Here is a 12,792-nt window from a genome sequence, read left to right on the forward strand (position 1 = left end):
AGACGAACTGAATAATTCATGATAAGCACACCAATTCGTACAATATCTCCCCTTGTAACCAGAAAGTATTTATCAATAATTATCTGACATCAATTTTTGGAGACTCATTTTTTTAATGGATTATATTCGACTCTATAAGAGAAAACGATAGAGCGTATTATTTGACCCATCTTCCATCCCCACGCAATTCCGAAGCCAATTGTATTAAAATTACAGGTATGAAGAAAAACTGCCAGCCAACCCTGATCGAAGCCGTTCCCAATTTCTCCGATGGGCGTAATCCCGAAACGATCGAAGCGCTCCGGAACGCCGTCCGCCTGACCCCGTCCGTCCGTCTCGTCAACGTTCATCAGGACGCCGACCACAACCGCTCCGTGTTCACGCTGATCGGGGAAGGCGAACCGCTGCGCGAATGCGCGCTGAACCTCGTCGGCGTCGCCGCCGAACGGATCGATCTCGAAACCCAGCGCGGCGTTCATCCGCGAATCGGCGCAACCGACGTCGTCCCGTTCGTTCCGCTGCGGAACGCGTCGATGGACGACTGCGTCCGCTTAGCGCGCGAGGCAGCGCGCCAAATTTCCGAACGCTATCCGATCCCGACGTATCTTTACGCGCTGGCGTCGATCCGCCCGGATCGAACGAAACTGTCTGAGCTGCGCCGGGGAAATTATGAGCGACTGAAAACGGCGATCGGGAACGATCCATATTTCGAACCGGATTTCGGCCCGAAACGGCTGGCCTCCGCCGGGGCGACCGCCGTCGGCGCGCGCCCGATCCTGATCGCGTACAACGTTTTTCTCGTTTCGAACCGGGTCGACCATGCGAAAGAAATCGCAAAAAAAATCCGCGAATCGAGCGGCGGACTTCCGGGCGTTCAAGCGCTCGGGCTTCCCGTCGGCGGTCGGGCGCAGGTCTCAACCAACCTCCTCGATTACCGGAAAACGCCGCTGAATACGCTCTTCGCCGCCGTCAGGACCGAAGCTGAGAAACTTGGCGAATCGGTCGAGCGCGCCGAGCTGATCGGCTGCCTTCCCGCCGCCGCGCTCGAAGGCGTGACACCGGAAGAAATCGGCCTGTTCGACTGGGACGAGAGTCGGTTGCTCGACCGCAGCGTCGGATAACTTCAGCGCGGCCCTTTTGACATTATTTTTAAGGAATAAGATCATGCCAGCTTCAAAAAAAAACCGGGACGCGTCCCGCGCGCTCCTTTCCGTTTTGAAAACCGAAAAAACCGCCCGACTGAACGGCGGTATTTATCATAAGGTCCAGATCGAACTGACCTATAATTCAAACCATATCGAGGGCAGCCGTCTGACAGAAGAACAAACCCGATCCATTTTCGATATCCACGCAATCGAATCAGATCAAAGTCCGGTTAACGTCGATGATATTGTCGAAACCGCGAATCATTTCCGCTGTGTCGATCGGATCATCGACCTTGCAAGATATCCGTTAACGGCCGCGCTGATCAAAAAGCTGCACGGAATCTTAAAGAATGGAACGAGCGACAGCCGTCTCGGATGGTTCGCTGTGGGCGATTATAAGCGTCTCCCAAACGAAATCGCCGGAAAAGCGACGACCGCCCCGGAAGACGTTCCCAACGCAATGAAACGGCTGATCGCCGATTACGAAGGGAGCAAAACGAAAACGCTCGACGACCTGCTTGGTTTTCACTATGAATTTGAATCGATCCATCCTTTCCAGGACGGGAACGGACGTATCGGGCGGCTGATCTTGTTTAAGGAGTGCTTACGGTGGAAAATCGTTCCATTTATTATCAGCGACGAACTGAAATTCTTTTATTATCGGGGGCTGCGCGAATGGAAGTCCGAACGAGGATACCTTCGCGATACCTGCCTCACGGCGCAGGACACTTTCAAAAAAAAGCTCGACTACTTCGAGATCGTTTATGACGACTGATTCACGCTTTTTTCCGCGTGAAAATATACTATAATCAATCGCATGGAAAAAGAAACTCTAACTGAACAAAGATTACCCTCTTACGGAGGTCAGGCGCTCATGGAAGGCGTTCTCATGCGCGGCATGCGCCACGCCGTCGCCGCCATGCGGACGCCGAAAGGAACGATCGAAGTCGTTCACGAAGAATTAAAAGGGATTTATAAAACCCGCCTTCGCGATATTCCTTTCCTGCGCGGACTCGTTATCCTCTGGGATTCGCTCGGACTGGGGATGAAATTCCTGATCGTCTCCGCGAACCTGCAAACCGATGAAAACGAAAAAATCGAAGGACCGGAAGTCGTTCTCTCGATACTCTTCGCCTTAGTCGTATCGATCGCGCTCTTCTTCCTTGCGCCCGCCGGGGTTGCGCTGCTGCTGGAACGATTCCTGAGCGTCCCCAACTGGCTTGGAAACGTCGTTGAAGGCATCCTGCGATTGGCGATCGTCCTCGGCTACATGGGCTCCGTTTCGAAAATCGAAGAGATCAAGCGCGTTTTCCGGTACCATGGCGCGGAGCATAAAACGATTAACTGCTTCGACGCCGGCGAAGAGGTCACGCTCGAAAACGTCCGGAAACAGTCGCGCCTGCACCCGCGCTGCGGAACGGCGTTCATGGTTACCGTCGTCGTTATCTCAATCGTCATCTTCCTGATCATCGGTCCGTTCACGCAGTCGATCGCCACCCGTTTACTGAGCAGAGTCCTTCTCGTCCCCGTGATCGCCGGCGTTTCTTACGAATATATCCGCTGGAACGCGAAGCACATGAACAGCCCGATCGTCAGAGCTCTCTATCGTCCGAATCTCGCAGTTCAATATCTCACCACCGCCGACCCGGACGACAGCATGCTCGAAGTAGCGATTCAGTCGTTCCTGACCATGCTCGCGTTCGAAAACGGGGAACAGCCTGTCGGCGTAACCGAAACCGCGGAGCTCAATTCAGCCAAGGCGAAAACGCCGGCAGCCTGACGGGACGCAATGAAATTCTTCCGCGGAATCGTTATCGGGGTCGTCGTCGGATTCGCCATCTCCGGCCTGATCCTGATCCTCGTCACGGGAGAAAAAGAAGAAACGCTGACGCTGGCCCCACGTCCAACGACGCGGCCGCTGACCGTCGAAATCTACGGCGCGGTGAACCGTCCCGGCGTTTATGAATTCAACGCGCCCCTTACGGTGAACGATCTTGCCGATGCTGCCGGCGGACTGACCGGGGAAGCGGACCGGGAACGAAGCCGGCTGGCGACGCGCGTCCGCGACGGCGATCTGATCTGGATCCCGACCCGGGTTTCCGAGACTATAACGCTGACCCCTTTTCTTAATTCGCCGGCTTCGAGTAAAATCAACATTAACACCGCCGGTAGCGAAGAGCTCCAGACGCTGCCCGGAATCGGCGCGAAGAAAGCCGCCGATATTATCGCTTATCGGGAAGCGAACGGCGGGTTCAGCGAAATCAGCGACCTGCTGAACGTCGAAGGGCTCGGCGAAAAAACGATCGAGCGTTTTTATGACCTGGCAACGGTCGAATAGGATAGAAAAGGATCGGGAAAGATGACGGTAAAAGACCAACTCAACGAAGCCTTAAAAAACGCCATGAAGGATCATGACGAAGAGAAAAAACTGACCTATCGGATGGCGCTGGCGGCGATTAAATTCGCGGAAAAAGAGGGACAAAAGGAAGTAAGCGACGAGGAGGCTTTAGAATTGGTTCAGCGCGAAATTAAAATCCGCCGCGAACAGATCGCAGACGCGGAAAAATCGGCGCGATTCGATTCGATTCCCGCGATCCAGAACGAAATCGCCTGGCTCGAAGCCTTCCTCCCCAGGCAGCTCAGCGAAGCCGAGCTCCAGGTTATCATCGAAGCGACAGCCGCCGAAATCGGCGTTTCCGGGCCGAAAGATATGGGCGGACTGATGAAAGCCGTACTCCCGAAAGTCAGGGGCGTCGCCGCCAATAACGTCGTCAGTCAGCAGGTCAGGAAATACTTAGACGCAAAATGATTGAGACGGATCAGAGCGCGCTCCACCCTGCCGAAACCGATACCATTCCCGCACGCCGCAGGAAAGGAATAATTTTTGTCGCTGCTGCGCTGATCTCTTTTTCGATATTGGTTTTTCAGGTCTCAATTCGACAGACCAGCTACACGCTCCGCGAAGGCGACCTCGCAACGCAGGACATCCTCGCGCCGCGGAAAATAACGTACGAAAGTAAAATCCTCACGGAACAGGCGCAGGCCGACGCTGAGCGAATGGTCGGGAAGGTCTATCTTCCGGCCGATCCGACGATCTCCCGGAACCAGGTCCAATTCATGCGCTACTCGTTTCAATTTATATCTGCCGTCCGCGCTGATAAATACGCGAACGAAAGCCAGAAAATCGACGACATCCGCAAATTAGCCTACGCGCAGCTCGAAGAAACCGTTATCAAAGAGCTGCTTGAGCTGAGCGAGGACGATTGGAACTCGGTCCAGACCGAAAGCCAGCGCATCCTGGAGCAGATCATGCAAAATTCGATCCGCGAAGATCAGCTCCAGTCCGAAATCATGAATATTCCGACCATGATCAACTATTATATACGCTCGGACCTGTCGCTCCTGATCGACAACCTGACGCGCCGCTTTATTACGCCCAATTCGCTCTACTCCGAAGAACTGACCGAAAAAAGCAAGGCCGAAGCCCGCGCCGCCGTCCAGCCCCGCGAACGAACGTACGTCACTAATCAGACAATCGTGTCCAGAGGGCAGATTATTACCGACCTGATCTACGAAGCGCTCGAAAAACTCGGCCTCGTCCATACGAAGAATACATCCGAACGACTGATATCCGCGGGACTTATGGTCCTGGGGCTATCGTTATTTGCGCTGACCTATTTCGTCAGCGAAAGCCGATGGAACCGGATCGGGTTGCAGGAGTCGATCCTTATCGCTTCCATTTATATTGTCTTCCTGATTTCGGCCCGGCTCCTGATCCCGAATCGGACGATCGTACCGTTCCTTTTCCCGATGACCGCGGCGGGAATGACGATCGCCTGTCTCTCCGGAAGCATGTATGGAATTATCATCTCGCTGGTCCTTGGCATGCTCGTTCCGTTCGATTTTACAAACGCGTTTGGCTATGCGATGTATTATATTATTTCATCGCTGACTGGGATTATTGTTTTAGGAAAGGGCCGCAAGATTGCCGATCTCGTTATCGGCGGGGCGGTTTCCGGACTGGTTGGGATTCCGATTATCCTTTTCTTCCAGCTGACCAAAGGAAACTACGCCGACGCGACCGGGCTGATAACGTTGTCGGCCTCCTCCCTCCTGAGCGGGATTTTGTCCACCGGAATCGCGCTCATCCTCCAATACTCGCTCGCTGGAATTATCGGCGTCGCGACGCCGATGCAGCTGCTTGAGATTATCCGTCCCGATTCCCCGCTGCTGCAATTCATTTTGACCAACGCGCCGGGAACCTACCAGCATTCGCTCCAGGTCGCGAACCTCGCCGAACAGGCATCAAAAGCGGTCGGCGCCGATTCGCTCCTGATCCGCGCCGGAACAATGTATCACGACGCGGGAAAAGCGCTGAATCCCGAGTTTTTTATCGAAAATCAGGTCGGCGATACGATCAATACGCATGAGGATTTATCGCCCGTCGAAAGCGCTCAACTCATCATCCGCCATGTTCCGGACGGCGTAAAACTGATCCGGCAGTACCGCCTCCCCGCAATTCTGGAAAGCTTTGTCCTGGAACATCACGGAACCAACGTCACCCGCTACCAATATAATCAGGCGCTGAACCAGGCGCCCGAAGGCGTCGAAGTCGACATCCGCGATTTCACTTACCCCGGCCCATCGCCCCGTTCGAAAGAAACCGCGATCCTGATGCTCGCCGATACGACCGAAGCCCGGGCACGCGCCGAAAAACCGAAAAATATCGATGAAATTAACGCGATGATCAAGAGCGTCTTCGATTATTACACGACCAACGGCCAGCTTGACCACGCGCCGCTGACGCTCAGCGATATCACCAAAATCCGGGAGGCCTTCGCAGCCGTGCTAATCAACATCTATCATCCGCGCGTCAAGTATCCGGAAATCAAGCGCCAGCGAGCCAGTCATAACCGCGCTAAAACCGCCGAACCCGCGGAAGCGGACGCCCCAAAGTAAGCCACATCAAAAAAGGAGACGCCCCGATCCGTCGTCGGCAAAACGAAAATTGGAATTTCAAAACCGAACCGAGTCCGAAACGCTCCCGATTGACACCGCGAAAATCAGCGCGCTGACGGAAAATCTTCTCCGGGATTTTTACGAACCCGGAGAGACGTTGCCGCTCTGGACCTTTTCCCTCGTTGAACCCGACGAAATCCGTGAGCTGAACCGCCGGTTCCGCGACGTCGACGAGGTAACCGACGTCCTTTCCTTTCCCGCGGATTTTGAAATTGACCCGGAGAGCGGGCGGGAATATCTCGGCGACCTGATCGTCTGCGTCGAACGCGCGAGGGACCAGGCGGTCGACGGCGGTCATAGCCTTCAGGACGAAATTTCGCTCCTGACGATTCATGGCCTGCTCCACCTGTTAGGCTACGATCATGGGACGCCGACGGAGAAGGCGGAAATGTGGGAGATTCAAGACGAATACATCGCCCGGAACGGGCTGAAATTAGGAAAGATTTCCGGCGATGAACCGTTTGAGGAGGGGTAACAACTCACACAACCACACGACAATATCACAAACTAACCACAATCCTTGACGATTTTTTTCCACTGTGCTAAAATTCTGTTCGTTGAGTTCAGGAAGCGTCCGCTATAGTGTGGATAAAAGGGACCTGAGAGTCAATGGGGGCGTGGTGTAGCGGCTAACATGCGGCCCTGTCAAGGCCGAGATCGCGGGTTCGAACCCCGTCGCTCCCGCAATAAAAAACTTTCGCTTGGAAGTTTTTTATTTTAATATACTATCCTTATACGTTCCCTTCTTCAAGGAAGATTCTCTCGATACATCGACGGCGTTTTACCGGTCTTCTTTTTGAAACACGCGCTGAAATAGTATGGATTCTTAAATCCGACCTTTTCACTGATAACTTTTATCGGCAAAGCCGAATTGATCAGCAGATTTTCCGCTATTTCAATTCGCAAATCAGATATCGCAACCGATAACCCGATCCCATTAATCTTTTTATACAGTGCGCTGAGATACGACGGACTGATATTCACGTGCGCCGCAATACTCGTCAGACCTAAATCGTTGTCTTCAATATGCGATTTGATATATTCCTGAATTCGCTCGTTCAGCTGCGCATGGTAGCTGTTCGCCGACTGCTCCAACAGCCGGCAAACCTTTACGCAGATAAGATAAATCTGTTCGGTTAAATCCTGTATACTCTGATAACCTGAGAGACGTTCCTGAAACGCTCGAATCTCCAGCTGGATTTCATTTACATTGATATTCATATCGGCGAGAAATCGCATTGACTTCGTCATAATATCATAGGCAAACAAATAGATATTGTTTGCATCGGGGAAATTATGGGCTAACTTTTCTGAGAGGCTGGTCAGAAAAACCTTGATACCCGAAAGATCTTTACTCGATAAAAGTCGGAGCAGCTCCGTCTCCTGAAGCGAAGTCAGAAACAAAGGATTCTGCGCCATGCCCTTATAGTCGCGAATATCAAAAATACATTTCTGCGGAAGAAAGAAATGATATTTGAGCGCTTGCTTTGCGTCGCTATACGACAAACTCAAGTTCCATATCGAACTTTGAACGCTCCCAATTCCAATATTAAAACACCAATTGCTGTCGCTCTCCGCATGGAGGAGGCGGTCGAATTTTCGATTTGCGTCGAGAAGCAGTGCCGCCGCCGATTGATTCGTCCCAAGAACGAAAACGAATTGATTCCGATTCCCGATTACGTACAAGAAATCAAACTGGGAAAGCTCCTTTGTAAATTTCTCCTGAATTGAAATAAGTTGCAAATGATAATGATCGATTCCCATTTCTTTTCGCAAACTCACGTCATTCGCAATTTTCACCACGATACATACATAGCTGGAGAGCGAAGCCGGAATCGACAGGTACGCAACCGAATCAAGTAAAAAATAACGACTCTCCTCAGAATTACAGCGCAGCAAATCATGAAAAAAATTCGCCCTCATTGCAGGAACCGATCGCTCAAGAAGCGCTCGCGCGCTTTCGTCCCTCCGAATTGAATCCACAGCCCGGATAATCACGTTCGTCAGATAATCGTAATCGATCGGCTTCTCAACATAATCAAACGCCCCTAATCGGACCGCCTCTTTCGCATACATAAAATTATCATAACCACTGATAAAAATGACCTTTATCAACGGCTTGATTTTTCGGATTTCCCGATAAAGCTCCAGCCCGCTCAACCCCGGCATATTAATATCTGTAATAATCAGGTTGATGTTCCGAACTTCCAGAAAAGCTTTGGCCTCAAAAACGTCTATGAATGTCGCGATCAGATTAACACCTGACGCTCCCCAGTCAACCGCAGCTTTGATCCCCTCCAACGCATGCGGATTATCATCAATCAGAATCGCGTTTATTTCCATACTTCAAACTCGCCTTCTGAATCCGACAAAACCGGCTCGATTCGAATCGTCACGGTCGTTCCAATACCCGATTCGCTTTCGACAGAGACAGGATGAAAATCCGATCCGCCACTATTAATCAGAGAAAGCCTCGCGCTCAGGCTTTTCAATCCAAAATGAGTCGTCGTCACGACCGATCGATCCGCGAGGTCCCGCCTGACCTTCCATAGCTCAGCGTCCGGAATCCCAACGCCGTCATCCGAAATCGCAATACAGATAAAATCCTCATCGTATGAAACTCTGATTATAATATTCAATTCGCATCCAGATCCTCTTAACCCATGCTGAACGCAGTTTTCGACGACCGGCTGCACTGTGAACGGTGGAATCATACAACCGCCTAAGCCGTCCTCCATCTCGATTTTCAAGCGGATACGTCCGGTCCGGCAATGATTCTCAATTTCAAGATATTCCGATACGCTCTCGAGTTCCGACGCGAGAGGGATAAGATCCGTACTGCTGTTGAGCTGTTTCCGATAAAATCGCGCCAATTTCGTAATGATCAAATTTGCAGTTTCAATATTACCGAAAGATTGACAGGTTTTGATCGAATCGAGGATATTATACAAAAAATGAGGATTGATCTTCGCCTGAAGAAGCCGATAATTCAGCTTCTCTTCCTCTATCTTTGCGTTTAATAACTCCTGATAGTTTGCTTCCAGCCGCTCGGCCATTTCGACAAAATCTACGGTGATTTCGTCTAATTCATCCCGCTTCTCCGCCGGTCGCCGAACGAACTTTAAGATTTCCGTTAAAGCGGTATTTTCCTTTGAGATTTTATATGTTCGCATGGCGCTCGCCAGCAAATCTATTTTTCGCGTCAGATTACTGGACAAAATTGCAATCGCAATAACCAATGCCACGAAAATAAACAAAATAGTCAAGATATAAATATTTACCAGGGCCCTTGTTTTGCTTCGAATATACGCATCGTCAATCGTCGTAATCAAACGCCAGTTATTCGCCGAGATCAAATACTCGAATAAAGACCCGCCCGAATATGGAAGCGACGTCTCCTCATGAACCGCAGAGCTCAGCGAAATCGCCTCCCGAATATCAGCCGGAATATCCTCCGCTCCGGAAGACGCAATAACAACGCCTGCGTCATCGATCAAAAAGCGATTGATTCCATCCTCCAGGTTCCCCTGAAGCAGCCGAGTCATCTCGGAGACCTGAAGATTAACGAAATAAACGTAATCTAACCTATCCCGAGTCATATTAAATTTTCCCCAATAGCAGCTGATCAGCGTTTCCCGCTTCCCAGGCTGAATCGGAACCCGAAGAACAGGAACATCATAAAGCACCGTCCAGTTTCTCCGGTTCCCGTCGATCTTCCGCAGCAGATCTGCTTCCGTAAATCCGTAAATCTCTGAATTTTTAATAGGGGAAAACATGATCCCATCCTGCGTCAGAATCCCTTCGCCGTTAACGAACACATTCACACTGTATAAGCGCGAAGCTGTGACCAATGATGAGATATTGTTCCTGATTTCAACATATTTGTCTAAAAAACCGGTAAACGGATGATCCGCCGTAGTATTCAGCTGATACAGAAGATATTGCGTCGCGTCCGCGACCTGCGTCATCTGGCTCATTCGTGCGGAAATCAGCTGCCCAACCTGCCTTGACGTATACATGGCGGAGCGATAAATACTGTCCTTCGCAATCGTCAAAGAGCGATTATACGAAAAGAAACCTAACAACGCTAAAGGAACCAGCGAACAGATAATAAAAGCGAGAAGAATTTTATTGCGAAACGTATTATACGCTTTAGGTTTAGAACTGATCGAACGCTTCATAGTCAAATTATCACATGGATTATAAAAAAAGCCCGATCCAAAAAGGCAGAGACATAAAAAAATATAAGATTTTCGAAAAAAAATGTATTCACATGGCCGAAATCAATTGATAACATCATCATACACTGAACCGATCCTATAAATCGGTGTCATCAAATTAAAGGAGAACATCATGAAAAAAAACCAGTCCCTCACCTTATTGCTTCTTTCCGTCTTTTCTCTGTTGCTATTATCAGCGTGCACGCCGAAAGGCCAGGAACCGGGAACGACGTCCGATAATTCCGCGCCAGGAGTTGTCCAGGCTGCAAAAAAAATTATCCTCATGACGAATGATACAACCTTTCCCGGCTTTGAGGAATATCGAAAAGCCGCGGAAGCCGCAACTGGCCTGACGATTGAGACGATTACCTCTCCAAGCAATTCAACGGATCGTCTCTCTAAAATTACGACGATCCTTTCATCGGGAGACGACAGCGTTGACATTATCGCGATCGACGATGAAATGATGAGCCAGTATAAATCCGCCGGTTTTCTCGAACCGCTTCAGGAAACCGTCATGACGCCAGACATCTTCTCGAATTTCCAGACTGAATACATGAAAGCACGCACAATGGTTGGAGAAAATATCTACTCCGTTCCGATGTACACGGAAATCCTTGCTTACTGGATCGACGAAGCGAAGGTCAAAAGCGCCGGGCTCGAAGCTTCTCCAAAAAATCTCGACGAATTCATGCAGTTCGTCAGCGCCAACAGCGGGGACCAGAAATTTGGATACGGAGGCGCCTGGGAGAAAACCTATGTATTCAACGAGATCGGAACGTTCGTTAATCTATTCGGAGGAGATTACTTGGATTGGACAAATCCGAATTCGCGGAAAGCTGTCGAATTCATGTATGACCTGCTGAAAGACGGATACACGGCCAAAGCGCAGCTGGCAGATCAATATGACCCCATGATGCAGAAAATGTTTGACGGTACATATGCGTCGCTTTTTATGTACACCGGCGCGCTGCAAACGTTTATCGATTCCGGAAAGTATGGTCCGGACGGAATTCATATGGCCCCGATGCCAACCTTTGAGCGCAATACCGCCTACATGGCAAGCTGGCACTACGTCCTGAATAAAGAGTCGAAAAACAAAGAGGCCGCCATCGAGTTCCTGAAGTGGGCCGCGTCCCCGGATGGAGAAAAAGCCTATTTCGCGATGTGCTCGCGCATGCCGGCGAGGAAAGACGTCGTATTAGACCCGACGTTCGAAGCGACCGGCGTCGAAGACTTCCGGCAGTATCTGGAAAATACGACGCTGCTTGCCCGCGACATGGCGCCGCAGGCGATGGAATTTATCAGCGCGATCGGATCGCTTTTCCAGCAGTACGTATCGGACGAAATTACGTTGGACGCTTTCTGTGAACAGGCGCAAAAGGAAGTCGAAACTTATATGCCGAAAGAATAACCTCGCGGCGAATACCATTCTCAGCAGTTCAGGCAAACGCGCGCGCCGCCGGATTTTGCAGCGCGCGCGTTCAACGAAATAACCCAAATCGAAGGCAGGAAGAGCCAATGACACAAAAGAGAAATAAACTTTGGGCCGCCTGGGTCCTTATTCTACCTGCAATCCTGATAAGAGCTTTTACAACCCTATACCCGGTAGCCATAACGCTGTATAACAGCCTGTTCGAAATAAACGGATTTAAAGGCGGAATTCCAATTTTCGTCGGACTCGGAAATTTCTGCCGTGCGTTCTCAGATCCAAAACTGATTACGTCGATCTCGTTTACATTAATCTTCACCTTCTTCTCAATCCTGGGACATCTCATTTTAGGAATGATTCTCGCGCTTGTGCTGAATTATAAATTCCGGGGGCAGCAGTTATTGAGGACCATCGTTCTTATCCCATGGGCTATGCCGATGGTTGTCGCCGGAATCGCCGCGCGTTGGGCGTTTAACGATCAGTTCGGCCTCATCAACGACCTGATTCGAAGATTTTTCCCAAATTTTCATTACGATTGGCTGGTCAATACAGGCTCAGCGCGCGCTGCGGTCATCCTGGTCGACATGTGGAAGGACATACCATTTTTCGCGATCCTGATTTTAGCCGCGCTCCAATTCATCCCGGGAGAAATATACGAAGCGGCGAAAATTGACGGTTCAGGCCCGATCCGAACCTTTTTCAGCGTTACGCTGCCGAATATTGCGAAAACGCTCCTCTCGCAGTGCATCTTCTTCATTCTCTGGCGAATAACGAGTTTCGACCTTGTTTACGCGATGACCTCCGGAGGGCCAGGCGATTCAACCACGCTCCTGAGCTATCGGATCATGCTCGAAGCGTTTAATAACCTGAATCCCGGGTACGCGTCCGCAATCTCGGTCATTCTTTTTATCCTGATGGCGATTGTCGCCGGAATCAACCTGACCGCGCTGAAAAAAATCGGAAACAAATAGAGAAT

At 50.5% G+C, this 12,792-nt stretch carries 11 protein-coding genes and 1 tRNA gene; 10 read left to right on the forward strand and 2 right to left on the reverse strand.

All coding sequences use genetic code 11. The annotated features are described in order from the left end of the window. The first annotated feature begins 218 nt into the window (after positions 1 to 218). The 8 genes from BEQ56_10165 (at position 219) to BEQ56_10200 (ending at position 6,851) form a co-directional block, all read left to right on the forward strand. A complete protein-coding gene (locus BEQ56_10165) occupies positions 219 to 1,121 on the forward strand; it encodes a glutamate formimidoyltransferase (protein ID AOH43808.1) in 903 nt (300 codons plus the stop codon). A gap of 43 nt (positions 1,122 to 1,164) precedes the next feature. Next, positions 1,165 to 1,920, forward strand: a complete 756-nt coding sequence (locus BEQ56_10170; GenBank protein AOH43809.1) for a cell filamentation protein Fic — start codon at positions 1,165 to 1,167, stop codon at positions 1,918 to 1,920. A gap of 99 nt (positions 1,921 to 2,019) precedes the next feature. Then, positions 2,020 to 2,925 (forward strand): hypothetical protein, encoded by a 906-nt coding sequence (locus tag BEQ56_10175; protein ID AOH43810.1) that lies wholly within the window; start codon positions 2,020 to 2,022, stop codon positions 2,923 to 2,925. A gap of 9 nt (positions 2,926 to 2,934) precedes the next feature. Then, the gene (locus tag BEQ56_10180) at positions 2,935 to 3,483 is read left to right on the forward strand and encodes a hypothetical protein (protein ID AOH43811.1); all 549 of its coding nucleotides are present in this window, start codon (positions 2,935 to 2,937) and stop codon (positions 3,481 to 3,483) included. 21 nt (positions 3,484 to 3,504) lie between these two features. Next, a complete protein-coding gene (locus tag BEQ56_10185) occupies positions 3,505 to 3,954 on the forward strand; it encodes a hypothetical protein (GenBank protein ID AOH43812.1) in 450 nt (149 codons plus the stop codon). Beyond that, complete coding sequence (locus BEQ56_10190; protein ID AOH43813.1) at positions 3,951 to 6,104, forward strand: hypothetical protein; 2,154 nt, start codon at positions 3,951 to 3,953, stop codon at positions 6,102 to 6,104. The genes BEQ56_10185 and BEQ56_10190 overlap by 4 nt, the downstream gene beginning before the upstream one ends. A 49-nt stretch (positions 6,105 to 6,153) precedes the next feature. Continuing rightward, positions 6,154 to 6,639, forward strand: coding sequence for an rRNA maturation RNase YbeY (locus BEQ56_10195; protein ID AOH43814.1), 486 nt, complete (start codon positions 6,154 to 6,156; stop codon positions 6,637 to 6,639). 136 nt (positions 6,640 to 6,775) lie between these two features. Then, positions 6,776 to 6,851: transfer RNA gene (locus BEQ56_10200), tRNA-Asp, on the forward strand. 60 nt (positions 6,852 to 6,911) lie between these two features. On the opposite strand, the gene BEQ56_10205 is transcribed toward BEQ56_10200, so the two are convergent. After that, positions 6,912 to 8,507, reverse strand: coding sequence for a hypothetical protein (locus tag BEQ56_10205; GenBank protein AOH43815.1), 1,596 nt, complete (start codon positions 8,505 to 8,507; stop codon positions 6,912 to 6,914). Then, complete coding sequence (locus BEQ56_10210; GenBank protein ID AOH43816.1) at positions 8,498 to 10,345, reverse strand: hypothetical protein; 1,848 nt, start codon at positions 10,343 to 10,345, stop codon at positions 8,498 to 8,500. The genes BEQ56_10205 and BEQ56_10210 overlap by 10 nt, the downstream gene beginning before the upstream one ends. Before the next feature lie 172 nt (positions 10,346 to 10,517). On the opposite strand from BEQ56_10210, the gene BEQ56_10215 reads away from it, so the two are divergent. Beyond that, the gene (locus BEQ56_10215; protein AOH43817.1) at positions 10,518 to 11,798 is read left to right on the forward strand and encodes an ABC transporter substrate-binding protein; all 1,281 of its coding nucleotides are present in this window, start codon (positions 10,518 to 10,520) and stop codon (positions 11,796 to 11,798) included. Between the two features lie 107 nt (positions 11,799 to 11,905). Further along, a complete protein-coding gene (locus BEQ56_10220) occupies positions 11,906 to 12,787 on the forward strand; it encodes a hypothetical protein (GenBank protein AOH43818.1) in 882 nt (293 codons plus the stop codon). Positions 12,788 to 12,792 lie beyond the last annotated feature (5 nt).

Source organism: Anaerolineaceae bacterium oral taxon 439 (assembly GCA_001717545.1).
Lineage (GTDB): Bacteria > Chloroflexota > Anaerolineae > Anaerolineales > Anaerolineaceae > Flexilinea.